The sequence below is a fragment of the Aromatoleum tolulyticum genome (genome assembly GCF_900156155.1).
GTDB lineage: Bacteria > Pseudomonadota > Gammaproteobacteria > Burkholderiales > Rhodocyclaceae > Aromatoleum > Aromatoleum tolulyticum.
In genome coordinates this window covers 522,813-543,330 of sequence record NZ_FTMD01000001.1, presented here as the reverse complement: position 1 = coordinate 543,330, position 20,518 = coordinate 522,813, and the positions used below count along the sequence as shown (strand labels likewise).

21 protein-coding genes are annotated in these 20,518 nt (G+C 66.0%); 19 read left to right on the top strand and 2 right to left on the bottom strand.

From position 1 onward, the window contains the following. The first annotated feature begins 45 nt into the window (after positions 1-45). The 9 genes from BW991_RS02500 to BW991_RS02460 all read left to right on the top strand — a co-directional run bounded on the left by BW991_RS02500 (position 46) and on the right by BW991_RS02460 (position 7,364). Positions 46-1,221, top strand: coding sequence for an ABC transporter substrate-binding protein (locus BW991_RS02500; RefSeq protein ID WP_425290200.1), 1,176 nt, complete (start codon positions 46-48; stop codon positions 1,219-1,221). Between the two features lie 271 nt (positions 1,222-1,492). After that, the gene (locus BW991_RS02495; RefSeq protein WP_076600496.1) at positions 1,493-2,359 is read left to right on the top strand and encodes a branched-chain amino acid ABC transporter permease; all 867 of its coding nucleotides are present in this window, start codon (positions 1,493-1,495) and stop codon (positions 2,357-2,359) included. Positions 2,360-2,375: 16 nt separating this feature from the next. Further along, the gene (locus tag BW991_RS02490; protein WP_076600495.1) at positions 2,376-3,344 is read left to right on the top strand and encodes a branched-chain amino acid ABC transporter permease; all 969 of its coding nucleotides are present in this window, start codon (positions 2,376-2,378) and stop codon (positions 3,342-3,344) included. After that, positions 3,337-4,095 carry an ABC transporter ATP-binding protein gene (locus BW991_RS02485; protein WP_076600494.1) on the top strand — a complete coding sequence of 253 codons (759 nt, stop codon included), beginning with the start codon at positions 3,337-3,339 and terminating at the stop codon, positions 4,093-4,095. The genes BW991_RS02490 and BW991_RS02485 overlap by 8 nt, the downstream gene beginning before the upstream one ends. Positions 4,096-4,174: 79 nt before the next feature. Next, positions 4,175-4,879, top strand: a complete 705-nt coding sequence (locus tag BW991_RS02480) for an ABC transporter ATP-binding protein (RefSeq protein ID WP_076600543.1) — start codon at positions 4,175-4,177, stop codon at positions 4,877-4,879. Next, positions 4,880-5,650 (top strand): alpha/beta fold hydrolase, encoded by a 771-nt coding sequence (locus BW991_RS02475; RefSeq protein ID WP_076600493.1) that lies wholly within the window; start codon positions 4,880-4,882, stop codon positions 5,648-5,650. Between the two features lie 6 nt (positions 5,651-5,656). Continuing rightward, complete coding sequence (locus BW991_RS02470) at positions 5,657-6,079, top strand: benzoyl-CoA thioesterase (RefSeq protein WP_076600492.1); 423 nt, start codon at positions 5,657-5,659, stop codon at positions 6,077-6,079. Between the two features lie 120 nt (positions 6,080-6,199). Next, entirely contained in the window at positions 6,200-7,003 is an 804-nt protein-coding gene (locus BW991_RS02465; RefSeq protein WP_076600491.1) for an enoyl-CoA hydratase/isomerase family protein, read from the top strand. Between the two features lie 187 nt (positions 7,004-7,190). After that, positions 7,191-7,364: a rubredoxin gene (locus BW991_RS02460; RefSeq protein ID WP_050418032.1), complete on the top strand. Its 174-nt coding sequence runs from the start codon at positions 7,191-7,193 to the stop codon at positions 7,362-7,364. Between the two features lie 109 nt (positions 7,365-7,473). Here the strand turns inward: BW991_RS02460 and BW991_RS02455 are convergent, their stop codons facing one another. Then, entirely contained in the window at positions 7,474-9,093 is a 1,620-nt protein-coding gene (locus tag BW991_RS02455; protein WP_076600490.1) for a T6SS phospholipase effector Tle1-like catalytic domain-containing protein, read from the bottom strand. 21 nt (positions 9,094-9,114) lie between these two features. After that, entirely contained in the window at positions 9,115-9,597 is a 483-nt protein-coding gene (locus BW991_RS02450; protein WP_076600489.1) for a DUF3304 domain-containing protein, read from the bottom strand. A 415-nt stretch (positions 9,598-10,012) separates the two neighbouring features. On the opposite strand from BW991_RS02450, the gene bzdN reads away from it, so the two are divergent. The 10 genes from bzdN (at position 10,013) to BW991_RS02400 (ending at position 20,504) form a co-directional block, all read left to right on the top strand. Then, positions 10,013-11,152 carry a benzoyl-CoA reductase, bzd-type, subunit N gene (gene bzdN / locus BW991_RS02445; RefSeq protein ID WP_076600488.1) on the top strand — a complete coding sequence of 380 codons (1,140 nt, stop codon included), beginning with the start codon at positions 10,013-10,015 and terminating at the stop codon, positions 11,150-11,152. Between the two features lie 18 nt (positions 11,153-11,170). Then, positions 11,171-12,481 carry a benzoyl-CoA reductase, bzd-type, subunit O gene (gene bzdO / locus BW991_RS02440; protein ID WP_244551577.1) on the top strand — a complete coding sequence of 437 codons (1,311 nt, stop codon included), beginning with the start codon at positions 11,171-11,173 and terminating at the stop codon, positions 12,479-12,481. Positions 12,482-12,621: 140 nt separating this feature from the next. Further along, entirely contained in the window at positions 12,622-13,431 is an 810-nt protein-coding gene (locus BW991_RS02435; RefSeq protein ID WP_244551576.1) for an acyl-CoA dehydratase activase, read from the top strand. A gap of 31 nt (positions 13,432-13,462) precedes the next feature. After that, positions 13,463-14,380: a benzoyl-CoA reductase, bzd-type, subunit Q gene (gene bzdQ / locus BW991_RS02430; RefSeq protein ID WP_076600487.1), complete on the top strand. Its 918-nt coding sequence runs from the start codon at positions 13,463-13,465 to the stop codon at positions 14,378-14,380. A 48-nt stretch (positions 14,381-14,428) separates the two neighbouring features. After that, positions 14,429-14,881, top strand: coding sequence for a GNAT family N-acetyltransferase (locus BW991_RS02425; protein ID WP_076600486.1), 453 nt, complete (start codon positions 14,429-14,431; stop codon positions 14,879-14,881). 270 nt (positions 14,882-15,151) lie between these two features. After that, complete coding sequence (locus BW991_RS02420) at positions 15,152-15,952, top strand: SDR family NAD(P)-dependent oxidoreductase (RefSeq protein WP_076600485.1); 801 nt, start codon at positions 15,152-15,154, stop codon at positions 15,950-15,952. Positions 15,953-16,168: 216 nt separating this feature from the next. Then, positions 16,169-17,347: an acyl-CoA dehydrogenase family protein gene (locus tag BW991_RS02415; RefSeq protein WP_076600484.1), complete on the top strand. Its 1,179-nt coding sequence runs from the start codon at positions 16,169-16,171 to the stop codon at positions 17,345-17,347. Positions 17,348-17,462: 115 nt separating this feature from the next. Next, a complete protein-coding gene (locus BW991_RS02410) occupies positions 17,463-18,107 on the top strand; it encodes a TRAP transporter small permease (RefSeq protein ID WP_076600483.1) in 645 nt (214 codons plus the stop codon). Then, positions 18,104-19,435: a TRAP transporter large permease gene (locus tag BW991_RS02405; RefSeq protein ID WP_076600482.1), complete on the top strand. Its 1,332-nt coding sequence runs from the start codon at positions 18,104-18,106 to the stop codon at positions 19,433-19,435. Before BW991_RS02410 ends, BW991_RS02405 begins: the two co-directional genes overlap by 4 nt. Before the next feature lie 37 nt (positions 19,436-19,472). Beyond that, a complete protein-coding gene (locus tag BW991_RS02400) occupies positions 19,473-20,504 on the top strand; it encodes a TRAP transporter substrate-binding protein (protein ID WP_076600481.1) in 1,032 nt (343 codons plus the stop codon). Positions 20,505-20,518 lie beyond the last annotated feature (14 nt).

The window sequence follows — 20,518 nt, the reverse complement described above, 5'->3', positions numbered from 1 at the left end:
GGGCAAAACCCCACCCATCCCCGTGGAGGAGACACCATGAAGACGATGCATAACACCCGCCGTACCCTGATGCAGGCGGCGATCGGCGTGATCGCCGGCACCCTGCTGCCCCTGGCCGCCGCGCAGGCCGCCGAGAAGATCAAGGTCGGCCTGATGCTGCCCTACACCGGCACCTACGCCGCACTGGGCACGGCGATCACCAACGGCTTCAAGCAGTACGTGCAGGAGCAGGGCGGCAAGCTGGGGGGCTACGAGGTCGAGTACTCGGTCGTCGATGACGAGTCCGATCCCTCCAAGGCGACCGAAAACGCATCCAAGCTCGTGAAGCGCGACAACGTCGACGTGCTGGTCGGCACCGTGCACTCGGGCGTCGCGCTGGCGATGGCCAAGGTCGCGCGCGACACCAAGACGCTGCTGATCATCCCCAACGCCGGCGCGGACGAGCTGACCGGTCCGCTGTGTGCGCCGAACGTGTTCCGCAGCTCCTTCTCGGCGTGGCAACCGGCCTATGCGATGGGCAAGATCGTCGCCGAGCGCGGCCACAAGAACGTCGTCACGGTGAGCTGGAAGTACTCCTTCGGCGAGCAGTCGGTTGCGGGGTTCAAGGAAGCCTTCGAGAAGGCCGGCGGAAAGGTCGCGAAGGAACTGTATCTCCCCTTCCCGAACGTCGAGTTCCAGCCCTTCCTGACCGAGATCGCGTCGCTCAAGCCGGACGCCGTTTTCGTGTTCTTCGCCGGCGGCGGCGCGGTCAAGTTCGTGAAGGACTACGACGCCGCGGGGCTGAAGAAGTCCATCCCGCTGTACGGCTCGGGCTTCCTCACCGACGGCACGATCGACGCGATGGGCGGCTCGGGCGAGGGCGTGATGACGACGCTGCACTACGCCGACAACCTGACCAATCCGAAGGATCAGGCGTTCCGCAAGGCCTACGCGCTCAGTTACAAGGCGCAGCCCGACGTGTATGCGGTGCAGGGCTACGACGCGGCGCAGATGCTGAAGACCGGCCTCGATTCGCTGAAGGGCGGCAAGTTCGACAAGGACGCCGTCGCGAAGGCCATGGAAACGGCGAAGATCGACAGCCCGCGCGGCGCCTTCACGTTGTCGAAGGCGCACAACCCGGTGCAGGACATCTACCTGCGCAAGGTCGAAGGCCGCGACAACAAGCTCGTCGGCGTCGCCGAGAAGGGCCTGGCCGATCCGGCGCGCGGGTGTCGCATGTAAGCCTTGTTGGTTTGGCGAGGTTCGGTTGAGCTGCACGGATGACTCCCTCCCCTTCAAGGGGAGGGCTGGGGTGGGGGATGGGTTTCGGATAAGGTTGCTACAACCGCCGGGTAGTCCCGCCGGAAACCCATCCCCCTCCTAACCTCCCCCTTGAAGGGGGAGGAACAAAGGCTCCCGACGTCATCCGGCTGATTGCCTGGTCGCTCGCAAGTCCTTCCGCTTTACTCCAACATATCCAGGCGCCGGCAACGGCGCCCGGAGGGGAAGACTCATGGATTTCGTTTCCTTCCTGATCCAGGTGCTGAACTCGCTGCAGTACGGCCTGCTGCTGTTCCTCGTGGCCAGCGGGCTGACGCTGGTGTTCGGCATCATGGGCATCATCAACCTCGCGCACGGCAGCTTCTACATGGTGGGCGCCTACCTCGCGTTCGCGCTGACGAGCCTGACGGGCAACCTGTTGCTGTCGATCGCGCTGGGCATCCCGCTCGCGTTCGTGTTCGGCGCGATCCTCGAATGGGCGCTGTTCTCGCATCTGTACAAGCGCGACCACCTCGAGCAGGTGCTGCTCACCTACGGCCTGATCCTGATCTTCGAGGAACTGCGCAGCCTCGCCGTCGGCGACGACGTGCATGGCGTGGCGATTCCCGAGCTGTTCTCGGCGTCGATCCCGCTCTCCGACAACCTCAGCTACCCGGTGTATCGGCTGGTGATCTCGGTCGTATGCCTCGCGCTCGCCGGCGGGCTGTACTGGCTGATCCAGAAGACGCGCCTCGGCATGATGATCCGCGCCGGTAGCCACGATCGCGACATGGTCAAGGCGCTCGGCATCGACATCAACGTGCTGTACCGCACCGTGTTCGCGCTGGGCGTCGCGCTCGCCGCGCTCGCCGGCATGCTCGCCGCGCCGATCTCGTCCGTCTATCCGGGCATGGGGTCGAGCGTGCTGATCATCTCCTTCGTCATCGTCGTGATCGGCGGCGTCGGTTCGGTGTGGGGCGCGCTGGTCGCCGCGCTGGTGATCGGCTTCGCGGACACCTTCGGCAAGGTGCTGCTGCCCGACCTGGCGGGCCTGATGGTCTACCTGGTGATGGCCGTGGTGCTGCTGTGGCGCCCCGAAGGCATCTTCAAGAAGGCTTGAGAGGAAGGATGAGGCAATGAATTCCCGTACAACCACGTTCTTCAAGCTGGCCGTGATGGCCGGCGTGCTCGCCTTCCCGGTTTTCGGCTCGGACTTCTATGCCGAGATGATCGCCAAGGTGATGATCCTGGCGATCTTCGCGATGAGCCTGGATCTGCTGGTCGGCTTCACCGGCCTGGTGAGCTTCGGCCACGCGGCCTACTTCGGCATCGCTGCCTACGCGGTGGCCCTCCTCACGCCGAAGTACGACCCGGCGAACCTGTGGCTGGCGCTGCCAGCCTCGGTGCTGGCTGCCGCCGTCGCCGCCTTCGTGATCGGGCTCTTCGTGCTCCGCACCAAGGGCATCTACTTCATCATGGTGACGCTCGCGTTCGCGCAGATGGCCTACTACGTGTTCCACGACACGCCGGTGGGCGGCGGCTCGGACGGCATCTACCTCAACTTCAAGCCCGACGCGGCGATCGCCGGCTGGGCGCCGTTCGACCTCAACGAGCCGCTGCATCTTTACTACTTCGTCGTCGCGGCGATGCTCTTCGCCTACGGCCTGTTGAAGCTCGTGCTGCGCTCGCCCTTCGGCCGCGTGCTGGTCGGCATCCGCAGCAACGAGCACCGCATGCTCTCGCTCGGCTATGCGACCTTCCGCTACAAGCTCGCCGCCTTCACGTTGGCGGGCGCCTTGGCGGGCCTCGCCGGCTTCCTGTACGCGGTGCTGTTCGGCTTCGTCACGCCCGAGTACCTGTCATGGCACAAGTCCGGCGACGTGCTGCTGATGGTGATCCTCGGCGGCATGGGCAACCTCGCCGGCGCGATCGCCGGGGCGGTGGCGCTGGTGGGCCTGCAGGAGATCTTCACCAGCGTCACCAAGCACTGGCAACTGCTGATGGGGCTCACGATCGTCGCCGCGGTGCTGTTCATGCCCGGCGGCCTGACCGCAACGCCGGCCCGCATCATGGCGCGCATCAACGGGGGAAAGGGCAATGTCTGAAGTCCTGCTCGCGTCGGAAGGCATGACGCGCCGTTTCGGCGGCCTGACGGCGAACCAGAACGTCAATATCCAGCTCGAGCGCGGCGTGCTGCATGCGCTGCTCGGGCCCAACGGTGCGGGCAAATCGACCTGCATCAACATGCTGTCGGGCGACCTGCCGCCGTCCGAGGGCGCGATCCGCTACAAGGGCGAGGACATCACCGGCCTGACCGCTTACCAGCGCTCGCGCATCGGCATCGGCCGCAGCTACCAGCGCACCAACATCTTCCCGAAGTTCACGGTGCTGGAAAACTGCCGGCTCGCCGCGCAGTCGCGCAAGCCCCGCCCGTGGAGCCTGTTCACCGATGCGCTGCGCATGCCCGAAGCGGTCGAGCGCGCGCGTGCGGCGATCAATGAAGCCGGTCTTTCCGGCCGCGAGGACCGCGTCGCCGGCACGATGTCGCACGGCGAGCAGCGGCAGCTCGAGATCGCGATGGTGCTCGCGACCGACGCCGAGGTGCTGCTGCTCGACGAACCGCTCGCCGGCATGGGCTCGGAGGAGTCGGCGCAGATGGTCACGCTGCTCAACCGCCTGAAGGCGACGCGCGCGATCCTGCTCGTCGAGCACGACATGGACGCGGTGTTCGCGGTCGCCGACCGCATCACCGTGATGGTCAACGGCCAGGTGCTGGAATCGGGCTCGCCGGAGCAGATCCGCAACAGCCCCGACGTGCAGGCGGCCTATCTGGGACACGAGGCGGAGCATGAATGACATGTCCATGTTCAGAGTGAACGAGGCGGCTCAGTGGGTCACCCCGGCGGCCGCGGAGCAGAGCCCCGACCAGCGCGAGATGCTGCTCGAGGCGATCGGCCTGCACACCTATTACGGCTCCAGCCACATCCTGCACGGCGTCAATTTCCACATCCGCAAGGGCGAGGCGCTCGGGCTGATGGGCCGCAATGGCATGGGCAAGACGACGCTGATCCGCACGATGATGGGCTTCCTGACGCCCAAGGCGGGCGGCGTGCTGGTGCGCGGCCAGCGCATGACCGGCGGGCCGACGCACAAGATCGCGAAGCTGGGCATCGCCTACGTGCCGGAAGGCCGCGGCATCTTCCCGAACCTCTCGGTGAAGGAAAACCTGCTGATGGCCGCGCGCGCGGGCGTCGAGGGCCAGCGCGAGTGGACTTTCGACCGCGTGATGGCGACCTTCCCGCGCCTCGCCGAGCGCCTCACGAACGGCGGCGGCCAGCTTTCGGGCGGCGAGCAGCAGATGCTGACGATCGGCCGCGCGCTGATGACGAACCCGGATCTGCTGATCCTCGACGAGGCGACGGAAGGTTTGGCGCCCTTGATCGTGCGCGAGATCTGGCGCGTGATCCGCGAGATCCGCGACAGCGGCATCGCGACGGTGATCGTCGACAAGAACCATTCGGCCGTCACCGCGCTGACCGACCGCTCGATGATCCTCGTGAAAGGCCAGGTCGTGTTCGACGGTCCGAGCGAGGAGGTGCGCAATAATCCCGAGCTCATCAAGAAACACTTGGGGGTCTGAATGAAACAGGTGCTGGTAGGCGGCAAGCGTCTCGAATACATCCGCCTGCCCTCGGCGCATCCGCGCGAGGGCGCGCCCGCGATCGTGTTCCTGCACGAGGGGCTGGGTTCGGTATCGATGTGGCGGGACTTCCCGCAAAAGGTCGCCGACGCGACCGGCTGCGAGGCCATTGTCTATTCGCGCGCGGGTTACGGGCGCTCCGACCCGGCCGAACTGCCGCGCACGACGCGCTACATGCACGACGAGGGGCTGACGGTGCTGCCTGCGCTGCTCGACGCGCTGCAGCTCGACCGGCCCATCCTCCTCGGTCACTCCGACGGCGGCTCGATCGCGCTGATCTGCGCCGGCGGCACCGGCACGCCGCTCGCGGGCGTGGTCCTGATGGCGCCGCACGTGCTGGTCGAGGACATCTCGGTCGAGAGCATCGCCAAGGCCAAGGTCGCGTGGCAGACCACCGACCTGCCGGCGCGCCTCGGCAAGTATCACGCCGACGTCGAGGCCGCGTTTTGGGGCTGGAACGACATCTGGCTGCATCCGGATTTCCGCGCGTGGAACATCGAGGAATACCTGCCCGGCATCGCCTGCCCGGTGCTCGCGATTCAGGGCGAGGACGATGAATATGGCACCATGGACCAGATCGACCGCATCGCCGCACAGGCGCGCGACGTGGATCTCGTCAAGCTCGCCGACTGCCGCCATTCCCCCCACAAGGACCAGCCTGCGGCCGTGATCGAGGCCGTCGGCGAATTCGTGAACCGCATCCTGGACTGAACGACCATGATTTTCGAATGCAAGAAACCCATCCGCTTCCACCACTGCGACCCGGCCGGCATCGTTTTCTATCCGCAATGCCTGGTGCTGTGCAATGAAGTGGTCGAGGACTGGTTCGACCACGGCATCGGCGTCGATTTCTACAAGCTGCATGCGGAGATCCGCCGCGGCGTGCCGATGCGCCACCTCGAAGTCGACTTCATCGCGCCGAGCATGCACGGCGACGAACTGACCTTCACGCTCTACGTCGCGCGCATCGGCGGCAGCTCGATGGATATCGTCACCACCGCATCGATGGGCGAGCAGGTGCGCTTTCGTGCGAAGCAGACGGTGGTATGGGCCGACCTCGGCGGCGCCCCGCGCGCGACGATGATCGACGACGAATGGCGCGCGCGCTTCGGGCGCTATCTGATTGCATCGAAGGACTGAAGCGATTGACCCGACCTCAAATACCGTTCGGGCTGAGCCTGTCGAAGCCCTGCCAATGCCCTTCGACAGGCTCAGGGCGAACGGGTGCGATTGACCGACGGGTTTAATAAAGGACAGACGATGGACTACAGCCGCTACACCAACCTCAAGGTCGAACTCCACGAGCACGGCATCGCTGAGGTGATCCTCGGCGAACCCGGCAAGCTGCCCGCTGCGGATGCGGCCGGCCACGGCGAGCTCGCCGACATCTGGCGCGACCTCGACCGCGACCCGGCCGTGTCGGTGATCGTCGTGCGCGGCCAGGACAAGGGCTTCTCGGCCGGCGGCACGCTGGACCTCGTCGCCGCGATGGTCGACGAGTTCGAGCACCGCGCCCGCGTGTGGAAGGAAGCGCGCGACATCGTCTACAACATGATCAACTGCTCGAAGGTGATCGTCTCCGCGATCAACGGCCCGGCGGTTGGCGGCGGGCTGGCGGTCGCCCTGCTGGCGGACATCTCGATCGCCGCGAAGAACGCGCGCCTGATCGACGGTCACACGCGCCTGGGTGTCGCCGCCGGCGACCACGCCGCGATCATCTGGCCGCTCTTGTGCGGCATGGCGAAAGCCAAGCTGCATCTGCTGCTGTCGAACGAGATCAGCGGCGAGGAAGCCGAGCGCATCGGCCTGGTGTCGATGGCGGTCGAAGCGGATCAGCTCCGCGACACCGCCTTCGACGTCGCGAAGAAACTCGCTGCCGGTCCGCAGACGGCGCTGCGCTGGACCAAGCACAGCCTCAACAACTGGCTGCGCCAGGCCGGCCCCATCTTCGACAACTCCGTCGCGCTGGAGATGCTCGGCTTCACCGGTCCCGAAGTGCGCGAAGGCCTGGCGGCCGTGCGCGAGAGAAGGACGCCGAATTTCCCGGCAGGCTCGCCGATATGACCTCAGCGCGATCCCGCACGTCCCTGCCCGTAGGGCGGGAGGAGCGCAGCGCATCCCGCCACGCGGCGGTGCCGGCTCGATACGCCCATTTGGCGGGATAGCTCCCGCCCTACGAAAAACCGCAATCCCACAACGGCGCCGCAGAGCGCCCGAACCCACCCCCAACGACCGAGAGAGAACCGCCATCATGACCACCTACCAGTGCAGCGCCTGCTACTTCCCCTACAACGAGGCCGACGGCCTGCCCGACGACGGCATCGCGCCCGGCACCAAGTGGGAAGATGTGCCCGAGGACTGGGTGTGCCCGGACTGCGGCAACGGCAAGGAACACTTCAACCCGGCGCCCGAGCAGGAGGGCTGAGGCACGGCGATGACTGCAGTGGCTTCGGACGTCCAGGCGCCTGTAGTCGGCCCGGGCTTGATGGACGCGCCCGGCGTGCCCATCAGCCCATCATGCCGCACTCCTGGCGTTATGCATGTGCAGTGCTTCGGCGCCTTTCCCGTTCGGCGAGAATGCGCGCCTCATCGCAGAAGATGGCGCGTTGATCATGCAGTGCACAGGGCCATTCGGTAAAGTGTGCGACCGAATCGTGGACGTGCTCGGCCATGAAAATTTCGACCGCTGCCGGGAGCACTGACCGATCGTCCCAAGTGGCGATGATCAAGTTTTCGTAGCTGGTGCGAGGGCGGCTCCATTTGGTGTCGCCCTGCCATTCGACCGGCTCGCGGATGGCCGGAATCTGGCGCACCAGACGCCGATGCTCGGCCAGAAGCTGTTTCGCCTGCACGTCCGGTTTGCGCGGCAGTTCGTATGTCCAGGTTGTCGGTGAACACGTCTGATGGTTGTCGTGCGCCGCTACCGCGTCACACAACACGGGGTCGACGCTGCGGTGCAGCGTTCCAAGCACGCGGCTGTCGCTGTTCGTCCGCGTGAGCGCGGCGCGCCAGCGAAACTTCAGCTTGCGGTGTGCGTGCAGCAGCGACTCCAGTGAGCCATCCGCCGCCGGCAGGGACTCCTGTGAGCTGTCGGCCGCCGGTAGGGCCGCCATGTAGGCGTGATAGGCAGGTAACAGCGGTGCATCGGGCGGCAGCGCGATTTCCATGCGAACTTCGAGCGGCGCGTCGGAAAGCCTGCGCAGCATCACCCCGCTGTTCAGGGCCTCGGCGTACATGTCGCGCAAGGGAATGCGCGAAAGCGAATTGGAGCGGCCCTGAAAGCCGTCGAAATAGCCACCTCCCACGTCCGAATGCACGCCGGGGTAGATCACCTCTTCGCACTTTTTCGGGTATTCGCTGCCCACGCGAACCGAATCGAGCGGGAAGGCTTGCCGTACTTCATGCCCCGAAACGAAATGCAGGCAGCGCTCGACGCCTTCGGGAATCGCCAGTTCCGAGCCCCAGCCCATATGCAGCCCGGGGCCCCCGACCGATGCCACGGTGTCGAACAGGCCCATGAAGATAATGCGCAGGGGCACCCGCTCGCCGTAACGTGCCTTCCACATCAAACACTTGTCGGCATCACGTTCGCATTGCTCGGCGATCAGGCGGCGGACGAACGCGCGGGCGAGGGTCGCGCCGCGCGAAAAACCGAAGACCGATAGCGTGATCCATTCCATGTGCCGCACGGCGCCTGCGCTCCAGTCGATCTCGAGGAGGCGCCGGAACTCGTACAGTGCGGCTTCGAGGCGCATCTTGCCACCGGCGCCGAAACCCAGCCCCAGAGCGCCACCTTTGTCTTCGTCTGGCGAGATGTTGCCGTTCGCGTAGCGATACGGCGTGCCGACGCCGGGGATGTAGGTGGGTACCGCCTCCAGTCCGTCCTTGTCCTTTATCGCCGCCTGATAGAGCTTCGCAATGTTTGACAGTGCCCGTTCGGCCGCGGGTTTGGCCATCTCCTGGTACAGGTTGTTGCCAGTGCCGTCGAAGAAGAAGGACAGCTTGGGATAGAGGCGGCAGCGGGCGCGGTCGGCGGGCGTCGATTCGGCCGTCCACCAGGCCATCTTGTCTTCCATACGCTTCTTCGCGCCTTGCTGCCAGGCGCTTGCCAGCTCATCGTCGGTGGTGGGGGTGCCGGCTTGTCTGACACTCATGTCTCGAACTTTGCAATGAAACTATTTGGTGGTGCATCCGCTGCGCGTGGAGGAGAACGCGAACTCGACCGTATCGACCGTCCGGAAGATCACGCACAGATAGATCTCGTCGGCGAGGAAGTCCTCGCGTGACCAGTCGTCCTTGATGCTCTTGTTGATGCGATGCGGGGCACGGGGGAAGGGGACGAGGGCGGAGCGGTCTTCGCCGGCGACGGTGATCTTCCCGGTGGCGGGATCGTCCTCGGCGCCCCAGCGCCACTGCACCAGGGCCGGTTTCGACCAGTCCTTGCGGCCAGCGATGCAGCACGTAGCGCCACCTCCCCCTCCATGTGCATCTACGTTTCCCGCCCATGCGTCCTCGACGAAGATATTGGGCGCATAGCGGTGGGTGTGGTTCACGGGCACCAGCATCTGGCCGGGCTCATTGCCGGAGTCGAAGGGGGTCGCGCAGGACGAGAGGGAGAGGGCGGCCAGCGCCCCGAGGGCAGGTTTCCAGATTTTCATGTTTGTGTGACAGGTGCGTAGCCGGAAGGTAGTTCTTTGCGCCTGGCGACGGTGAGCAACGGCGATCCCCGCGCAGCGGACAGTGTACCGCGCGCTGCCGAACTAATGACAAATGAAAATTGCCACGAGCGGGCGGGGCAGGGGCGATGGTGCATCTGGACACGCCCTTGAAGTGTTCGTGATCGATGTCGAGGCCGGCTAACCGGTCGCGCGCGGCGAACGTCCGCATGCACTCTGCTGCATGAGAATGAATAATTGTTCATTCAGTGCTTGATTTCGGAAAATTCCGCGGGTAGAGTGAACGAGCGTTCAGTCAGTTGATGGACATCAAACGGACTGGAATGGAGGCAGGACCGGAACTACTTGGCCGGACAGGCTCCCCGACAGGGCGGGGCAATCAACAGGAGACAGTTTCATGAACGACGGATTGTTTGACCAGTTCAAGGAGTGGTACGAGAAGCGCCACGACTACGCCCGCGACTGGAAGGCGCGGACAGGTGGCCAGGTCGTCGCGACGATGTGCACCTACACGCCGGAAGAGCTGCTGATCGCGGCGGGCATGCTGCCGGTGCGCGTGCTCGGCGCGCACGAGCCGCAGAACGTGACCGAGCCGCACATCTTCGGCATGTTCTGCCCGTTCTGTCGCGACTCGCTCGCGCAGGGCCTGCTGGGCCGCTTCGACTACGCCGAAGGCGTCACGCTGACCCAGTCGTGCATCCAGTACCGCCAGGCCTACAGTTCGTGGCGCCAGAACGTGCCGACGGTGCAATGGGACTACTACGTCGCGATGCCCAACGACGTGCAGTCGCCGCATTCGCGCAAGGCGCATTACGCCGAGATCCAGCAGTTCCGCGTGTTCCTGCAGACGCTCACGGGCAAGACGCTCACCGACGACATGCTGCGCGACGCGCTCGCGGTGATGGACGAGAACCGCCGCCTGCTGCGCGAGCTGTTCGACTATCGCAAGGCGGACGAGCCCAAGGTCACCGGTGTCGAGGCGCTGTACGCGTCGATCACCGCGCAGTTCATCGACAAGCGCGAGCACAACGAGGTGCTCAGGAAGGTGCTCGCCGCGCTGCCTGCGCGCAAGGTGACGCGCCCGACCGGCGCCCGCTTCATGACGATCGGTTCGGAAAACGACGACGTTTCCTTCATGGCGATGGTGGAGTCGGTCGGCGCCACGATCGTCATCGACGACCAGTGCTCGGGCACGCGCTACTTCTGGAACGCCTCGAAGAACGACGACGACGTGATCAAGGCCATCGCGGAACGCTACTGCGACCGCCCGGCCTGCCCGACCAAGGACTACCCGGCGCACACCCGCTTCGACCACGTTCTGAATCTCGCCAAGGAATACAAGGTGCAGGCGGCGGTCTTCCTGCAGCAGAAGTTCTGCGATCCGCACGAGGGCGACTACCCCGACCTGAAGCGTCACCTCGAGGCCAATGGAATCCCCACGCTGTTCCTCGAATTCGACATCACGAACCCGATCGGCCCGTTCCGCATCCGCATCGAAGCGATGCTCGAGACGCTGAGCGAAGAAGAGCTGTTCTGAGCCCCAAGGAGACAAGTCATGGACATGAAAGCGCTTTATCCGACCGAACCGCTCAAGCTGTGGGGCAAGGCCAAGCAGCTGCGCGAGCAGTACTACCAGAACTACGCCCGGGCGAAGGACAACGGCGGAATCCGCTGGTCCGCCGCCGGCTGGTCCTTCGACGCGATCCCGACCTCCCTCGGCGACGACGTCTATCCGCTGACCGGCGAGCCGTATTCGGCCGGCGTGTCGCTCGACAAGAAGTTCACCCAGCGCTGCCTCGACGCCGCCGAGTCCTACGGCTTCGCCCGCGACATGTGCTCCTACATGCGCATCTACTGGGGCAGCATGCACCTCGATGAGTACTTCTACGGCGGCAAGTGGCCGAAGTCGGACTTCATCTACCAGACGCAGATCTGCTGCTCGCACGCCAAGTGGTACCAGCACGTGTCGCGCGTGAAGAACATCCCCGACTTCTATGTCGACGTCTCGGTCGGCGCGTACAAGGACCTCACGCCCGAACGGCTCGACTACGTGACGGCGCAGCTGCACGACTCGATCGAGTTCGTCGAGAAGGCGACCGGGCGCAAGTGCGACGACGAGCTGCTGATCCGCGCGATCAAGAACGAGATGCGCTCGACCAGCCGCTGGGCGCAGATCTGCGAGCTGCAGAAGGATCGGCCCGCGCCGCTCGACGAGAAGACGATGTACTCGCTGTACGTGCTGTGCATCCTGCACAAGTCGTCGCAGTGGTGTGCGGATTACATGGACGAGCTGTACGACGAAGTGAAGGACCGCGTCGCGCGCGGCATTGCCGCGGTGCCCAACGAGCGCTGCCGCCTGATGTCCGACACGCAGCCGCCGTGGCCCTTCCTGAAGATCTTCCGCTACCTCGAGAGCTACGGTGCGGTGTCGATCGGCTCGCTCTACACCTTCGGCCTCGAAGGTACCTGGGAGTACAAGGAGGATGGCTCCTGGGGCGCGCGCACCGTGCCGTGGGAGAAGGGCATCGAGATGAACGATCGCGACACGGCGCTGCGCCTGTATGCGGACTGGAACCTCTCGAAGCCGCTGTGGCAGCAGTTCTTCGACCCGTCGGTGAAGTCCGAGATGATGCTCAACATCGCGCGCGACTGGGGTGTCGACGGCTGCATGATGCACCTCAACCGCGGCTGCGAAGGGCTCTCGGTCGGCATCATGGAAAACCGCCAGGCGATGGCCAAGGCCGGCATCCCGATCATGACTTACGAGGGGAACATGGGCGACGAGCGCGAGTTCGACGAGGTGCGCACGCAGGGGCGCGTCGATGCCTTCATGGAGCAGCTCGGACTGCGCAAGCTGGCCGTCTGATCCGCAGCGCACCCCCAAAAAACCGATAGAGAGCGGCCCTGCGCCGCCGCCGCCCGGGGCCGCCTTCCGTCATGGAACCGGCTACCGGTGTCGGCGCGCGCCCGCAAGACGCGTACAAGCAATGGCAACGAGATGAGGACATGAAGATGATCACAGCAGGAATCGACATGGGTTCGCGCAGCGTGAAGGTCGTGCTGCTCGAAGAGCTGGACCTGGAAGGCAAGCCGCAGCTGTTCGTCAAGAAGGCGCACATGATGCTGCCGGGCGACCTCGATGCGGACCAGGCCGCCGAACGGGCCTACGACGATGCGTTGAAGGCGGCGGGCGTGAGCCGCGACCAGGTGAAGTCGGTGTTCGCCACCGGCGCAGGCCGCAGCCAGGTCGCCTTCGCGACCGAAGGCGTCACCGAGATGACGGCGGGGGCGCGCGGCGCCGTGTACATGTATCCGCAGGCCCGCACCGTGGTGGACGTCGGTGCCGAGGAAGGTCGCGGCATCAAGACCGACTCGGACGGCAAAGCGATCGACTTCGCCGGCAACGAGAAGTGCGCCGCCGGCGCCGGCTCCTTCGCCGAGGCGATGAGCCGCGCGCTGCAGCTGTCGCTCAAGGAGTTCGGCGAGGCGAGCTTGAAGTCGGACAAGAGCATCCCGATGAACGCGCAATGCACGGTGTTCGCGGAGTCCGAAGTGGTGTCGCTGATCCACTCCTCGACGCCCAAGGAAGACATCGCCAAGGCGGTGCTGGATGCGGTGGCGAGCCGCGTGTGCGCGATGGTCCGTCGCGTCGGCATCGAAGGCAACGTCGTGCTGATCGGCGGCATGGGCCACAACCCCGGTTTCGTCCAGTCGCTGAAGAACGCGATGGAGGTGGACGAGGTGCTGCTGCCCGAACTGCCCGAATTCGCCAGCGCGCTGGGTTGCGCGCTGATCGCGGCCGAGCGCCTGCACTGAACCGACCGGACATGAATCGAGGAGCACGCAAATGAATGCAGGAATCGACGAAGCAAAGCTGGCCACGGCCACCCCCGAGAAGAAGGAATTCTGGCGCTGGCAGGAAAACACCTGGTACGACGAGACCAAGAACTGGAAGGACGCCAAGATCATCACCTGCGGCATCGACGTCGGCTCGGTGTCCTCGCAGGCGGTGCTGGTCTGTGACGGCGAGCTGTACGGCTACAACAGCATGCGCACCGGCAACAACTCGCCGGACTCGGCCAAGAACGCCCTGCAGGGCATCATGGACAAGATCGGCATGAAGCTCGAGGACATCAACTATGTCGTCGGCACCGGCTACGGCCGGGTGAACGTGCCCTTTGCCCACAAGGCGATCACCGAGATCGCCTGCCATGCCCGCGGCGCGAACTACATGGGCGGCAACCAGGTGCGCACCATCCTCGACATGGGCGGCCAGGACTGCAAGGCCATCCACTGCGACGAGAAGGGCAAGGTCACGAACTTCCTGATGAACGACAAGTGCGCAGCCGGTACCGGTCGCGGCATGGAAGTCATCTCCGACCTGATGCAGATCCCCATCGCCGAACTGGGCCCGCGTTCGTTCGACGTCGAAACCGAACCGGAAGCGGTGTCGTCGATCTGCGTGGTGTTCGCGAAGTCCGAAGCGCTGGGTCTGCTGAAGGCCGGCTACACGAAGAACATGGTGATCGCGGCTTACTGCCAGGCGATGGCCGAGCGCGTCGTGAGCCTGCTGGAGCGGATCGGTGTCGAGGAAGGCTTCTTCATCACCGGCGGCATCGCGAAGAACCCGGGCGTCGTGAAGCGGATCGAGCGGCTGCTGGGCATCAAACAGGTCGATACCAAGATCGACAGCCAGATCGCGGGCGCGCTCGGCGCGGCACTGTTCGGCTACACACTGATGCAGAAGCAGGCCACCAAGGCCTGAGCTTGAGGCGCGCCCGGCCCGGGCGCGCCATCCACGGAGGAAAGACACATGGCGAACCAGAAGCGGGTCATGCGGGTGCTCAGGAAGGACGATCTGGACGCGATCGTCCGCATCGACCAGGTAGCCTCGAAGCAGAACCGGCGCGAGTACTACACGCGCAAGATCGAGGCGATGCTGAACCCGAATCACAACATCAACGTGTCGCTCGTTTGCGAGATCGACGGCCGCCTCGCCGGTTTCGTCATGGGCGACGTCTATTTCGGCGAGTTCGGCATTCCCGAGACCTCTGCGACGATCGACACCATTGGCGTGGATCCTGAGCTGCAGGCACACGGGGTCGGCAGCGAACTGTTGGACCAGTTCATGACCAACATGAAGGCCGCTGGCGTGAAGAAGGTGTACACCTCGGTGAACTGGGACAACTTCGCACTGGCGCGCTTCTTCGCGCGCCAGCGCTTCGCCCCGTCGAAGCGCGTCAACCTGGAATACGAGCTGGCCTGAGGCGGCACGCAGGACCGCCGAACGCGGCAGAGGCCGGATTTCCGGCCTCGCTTTTTGTGGCGAGGCGCGCGTGCGGGCGGCGGGCATGAACGCCTTTTCACGCCGGTGAACGCCGCGTGTGGCAACGGGAATTCCGCCGCGACGAACAGGCAGATTCCCGTTGACCTTCAAAGCAAAATGAACGAGTATTCATTCAACGAGTCGCGACGCACTACCGTATCGGAAACGCGGCGAGCTCGCCCAGCAGGGCAACCGAAGTTGGAGGAAGTGATGGCGACAGAATCGGGTCGTGCGCTCTCAGGCAAACACGCTGTGATCACCGGCGGCGGCCGTGGCATCGGTGCCGCGATCGCCGCAGCGCTGGCCGGGCAGGGGGCGAAGCTCACGCTGATGGGGCGCTCCCTCGGGCAGCTCGAGGAGCGCGCCGCGGCGCTGCGCGCCGTCGGTGGCGAGTCCTGCGAAGTGCAGTGCGAGGCGGTCGACGTCGCCGACGAGGCCTCGGTCGTCGCGGCCTTCGCCTCCGCCGCGCGCCGCCTCGGCCCGGTCGCAGTGCTGGTCAACAACGCCGGCCAGGCGGGAAGTGCGCCTTTCCTGCGTACCGACCGGGCGCTGTGGCAGCAGATGCTGGACGTGAATCTCACGGGCACCTACCTCGCGACCCGCGCCGCGCTGCCCGACATGCTCGCGGCCGGCTGGGGCCGCATCATCAACGTTGCCAGCACCGCGGGGGAGAAGGGCTATCCCTACGTCTCCGCCTACTGCGCCGCAAAGCATGGCGTGATCGGCATGACGCGCGCGCTGGCGCTGGAAGTGGCGCACAAGCACGTCACCGTGAATGCCGTGTGCCCCGGCTACACCGACACCGACATCGTGCGCGACGCGATCGCGAACATCCGCGAGAAGACCGGCCGCAGCGAGGCCGAGGCGCTCGCCGAGCTGGCGAAACACAACCCGCAGGGCCGCCTGGTGCGACCGGAAGAGGTCGCGAACGCGGTGCTGTGGCTGTGCCTGCCCGGTTCCGAGGCCATCACCGGACAGGCGATCTCGGTGTCCGGCGGCGAGGTGATGTAAGGGGCACGCCCGGTCGCAGTGACCCTGGCAGCCAAGCGAGTAAAAAAAGCCGTTCGGGCTGAGCCTGTCGAAGCCCCGCTTATGCCCTTCGACAGGCTCGGGGCGAACGGTGCAACAGACACACGCGGCACAGACCCGCCCGAGCGGGCGCCGCAGCGACGACAACATGAGGAGGGCGGGCGCCTGCGGCGCACCGACCCGAGAGGAGACGCAAGGATGAGCGATCGGACCTATCTGGAGTGGCCCTTCTTCGAAGAGCGCCACCGCGGCATGCAAGTCGAACTGGAGGCCTGGGCCGCCGCCCACATCGACGGCCACCCGCACGGCGACCTCGACGACGCCTGCCGTGCGCTGGTCAGGAAGCTCGGCGCCGACGGCTGGCTGCGCTACATGGTCGGCGGCACGGCCTACGGCGGCCGCTTCGACAAGATCGACACGCGTGCCGTGTGTCTGCTGCGCGAGACGCTGGCGCGCCATTCGGGCCTCGCCGATTTCGCGCTGGGCATGCAGGGGCTGGGCTCGGGCGCGATCACGCTGCACGGCACCGATGCGCAGAAGCGCCAGTACCTGACCGAAGTCGCCGCCGGCCGCGCGATCCCGGCCTTCGCGCTGTCGGAGCCGGACTCGGGTTCGGACGTCGCGGCAATGGCGTGCAGCGCGCGCCGCGACGGCAAGGACTACGTGCTCGACGGCGAGAAGACCTGGATCTCCAACGGCGGCATCGCCGACTTCTACGTCGTGTTCGCCCGCACCGGCGAGGCGCCGGGCGCGCGCGGCCTGTCCGCCTTCATCGTCGAAGCCAATCTTCCCGGCTTCGAGATCGCCGAGCGCATCGACGTGATCGCGCCGCACCCGCTCGCGCGCCTGCGCTTTTCCGGCTGCCGCGTGCCCGCGGCGAACCTGCTCGGCGAACCGGGGCAGGGCTTCAAGGTCGCGATGCAGACGCTCGACATCTTCCGCACCTCGGTCGCCGCCGCCGCGCTCGGTTTCGCGCGCCGTGCGCTCGACGAAGGCCTGCGCCGCGCGACCACGCGCGACATGTTCGGCAAGAAGCTCGCCGACTTCCAGATCACGCAGGCCAAGCTCGCGCAGATGGCGACCCACGTCGACACCGCGGCGCTGCTCACTTACCGCGCCGCGTGGATGCGCGACCAGGGCAAGAACATCACCGGCGCCGCGGCGATGGCCAAGATGACCTCCACCGAGACCGCGCAGCAGGTGATCGACGCCGCGGTGCAGCTGTGGGGCGGTTGCGGCGTCGTCAGCGAGCACCCGGTCGAGCGCCTGTACCGGGAGATCCGTGCGCTGCGCATCTACGAGGGAGCGACCGAGGTGCAGCAGCTCATCATCGCCCGGCAGACCCTCTCCGCATACGAGCAGGAACAGGCCGCCTGAGCCTGGAAAAGGTTCGCGGCGGGCGTCGTGCGGCGCCCGCCGCGGCCATTATTTTCTCCGCATGTGTAGTGAGTGAACGTTCAATCAAATGAACGCATCGAGGAGGAGACAGAACATGTATTCAAGCGTAGCGAGTCTGGACGCAGCCGCGGGGCTGCGAGACGCGGAGGCATCCCCGAGGGGCGCTCCCGGCATCGACGCGGACGCCGGCGTGCAGCTCGAGCCTGGCTCGATCGAGCACGTCGCCCACCCCGAAGCCCTGCCGCACGGGCCGTGGGGCCGGCGGCTGTACGCGGCGAGCAGGGCGTCCGCGCTGATGGGCGGGACCCTGTTCATGCTGCTGGTCGGCATGTCGCTCGTCTCGATCGTCGGGCGCAAGCTGTTCGCGCTGCCGGTGCCGGGCGACTTCGAAGTCCTGCAGATGGGCGCGGCGGTCGCGTCGGCGACCTTCTTCTCCTACTGCCAGATGGTCGACGGCCACGTGCGCGTCGACTTCTTCACCAACTGGCTGCCGCTGCGCGTGCGCTCGCTGCTCGACGGCATCGCGGCGCTGCTGATGGGGACGGTCGCTCTGCTGATCGCGTGGCGCACGGGCGTTGCGGCGGTGGCGTCCTACGAATCGGGCGAGGCCTCGCTGATGCTGGGCTGGCCGGGCTGGGTGTCGATCGCGCTGATCGTGCCGGCCTTCCTGCTGTTCGCGACCACCAGCCTGTACATCGCGGGGCGCCGCTTCCGCGTCGTGGCCGGAGGTGTGCAATGAGCGGCATTGCGATCGGCGCGACGATGTTCGCGATCCTGCTGGTGCTGCTGGTGCTGCGCGTGCATATCGGCATCACCATGTTCATCGTCGGCGCGGGCGGCTACCTGACGATGATGGGCGGCGAGCTCCCTCCCTTCCTCAACATGCTGAAGAACCTCGCCTATGCGCGGCTCTCCAACTACGATCTGGCCGTCATCCCGATGTTCCTGCTGATGGGCCAGTTTGCGACCCACGGCGGCCTGTCGCGCGCGCTGTTCCGCTGCGTGAGCTCGCTCGTCGGGCACTGGCGCGGCGGTGTGGCGATCGCTTCGACCGGCGCCTGTGCGGGCTTCGGCGCGATCTGCGGCTCGTCGCTCGCGACCGCAGCGACGATGGGGCAGGTCGCGCTGCCCGAGTTGAAGCGCTACAACTACTCGGGCGCATTGGCGACCGGCGCGCTCGCCGCCGGCGGCACGCTCGGCATCCTGATCCCGCCGTCCGTGCCGCTGGTGATCTACGCGGTGCTCACGCAGGAGTCGATCGGCAAGCTCTTCATGGCGGCGGTGCTGCCGGGCCTGATCGCGATGCTCGGCTACATGCTGGTGATCCGCATCATCGTCACGCTCAAGCCCGAGGCCGGTCCGGCCGGTCCGCGCGTGCCGCTGGCGGAGAAGCTGCGCTCGATCGCCAACGTCACGCCGGTCGCGCTGATCTTCCTCGTCGTCATCGTCGGCATCTACGGCGGCTGGGCGAACCCGACCGAGGCGGCCTCGATCGGCGCGGCGGCCTGCGGCATCCTCGCGGTGGTCACGGGCGGCATGCGCGGCGAGGGCATCCGCGAAAGCGTCCTCGGCGCCGCCGAGGCCACCGCGATGATCTTCCTCGTGCTGCTCGGCGCCGACATGCTCAACACCGGCCTCGCGCTCACGCAGATGCCCGTCGAGCTCGCGAACTGGGTCAGGGACAGCGGCCTGTCGCCGCTGCTGGTGCTGACGACGATCCTGCTGATCTACGTCTTCCTCGGCTGCGTCATGGATGCGCTGGCGATGATCCTGCTGACCATTCCCATCTTCTATCCGATGGTGATGGGGCTGGAGTTCTGGGGACTGACGCCGGACGAGAAGTCGATCTGGTTCGGCATCCTCGTGCTGATGGTGGTCGAGATCGGGCTCGTGCATCCGCCGGTCGGCATGAACATCTACATCATCAACAAGGCCGCGAAGGACGTACCGCTCACCGACACCTTCCGCGGTGTGATGCCCTTCCTCGCGTCCGACCTGATGCGCATCACGCTGCTGCTGTTCTTCCCTGCCATCTCGCTGTACCTGGTGCGGACCTTCGGCGGCTGAACGCCCGGGCCGGCCCATCCACAACAAAGGAGACGCGATGAATACCGGAAAACTGCTCAAGCCGCTGCTGGCGGCCCTGCTGCTCGCGGGCGGCGCCGCCCAGGCCCAGTCGGACAAGGTCGTGACGCTGCGCGTGCATCACTTCCTGCCGCCTTCGTCGAACACGCAGGTCAAGTTCCTCGAACCGTGGTGCGCCAAGATCAACGCCGAGTCGGGCGGACGCCTGAAGTGCCAGATCTACCCGGCGATGCAGATGGGCGGCACGCCGCCGCAACTGTTCGACCAGGCCAAGGACGGCGTCGCCGACATCGTGTGGGCGGTGCCCGGCTACCAGGCAGGCCGTTTCCTCGTCTCGGAAGCCTTCGAGCTGCCGTTCATGGGCGTGTCGGGCGAAAAATCCAGCCGCGCGCTATGGACCTACGCGACGAAGAACGCGACCGCCGAGTACAAGGGCGTGCGTCCGTTGGTGTTCCACGTGATTTCGGGCATGGCGCTGCATACCACGACGAAGCAGGTGCGCACGATGGCCGACCTCAGCGGCATGAAGCTGCGCGCGCCGACCCGCCTGGCGACGCGCATGCTCACGGCGCTGGGGGCGACCCCGGTACCGATGCCGGTGCCGATGGTCACGGAGAGCCTCGCGAAGGGCGTGATCGACGGCGCGATGATCCCGTGGGAGGTCGTGCCGGCGATGAAGGTCCAGGAAGTCGTCAAGTTCCATACCGAGACCGACCCGTCGATGCCGCTGCTGTCGACGACGACCTTCATCCTCGCGATGAATCCCGCGAAATACGACAGCCTGCCGCCCGAGCTGAAGCAGGTCATCGACGCCAACAGCGGCCCGGAAGTCTCCGCATGGGCCGGCAAGATCTGGGACGACGCGACGCTGACCGGGCGGCAGGCTGGCGTCGAGCGCAAGAACACTTTCTACACCGTGCCTGCGGCCGAGGTGAGCAAGTGGCAGAGGGCGTCCGAGTCGGTCACGGCCGACTGGGTCAAGGAGGTCAGCGCCAAGGGCTACGACGGCCAGAAGCTGCTGGCCGAAGCCCAGGCCCTCCTCAAGAATTGAGCGGCGTGCGGCCT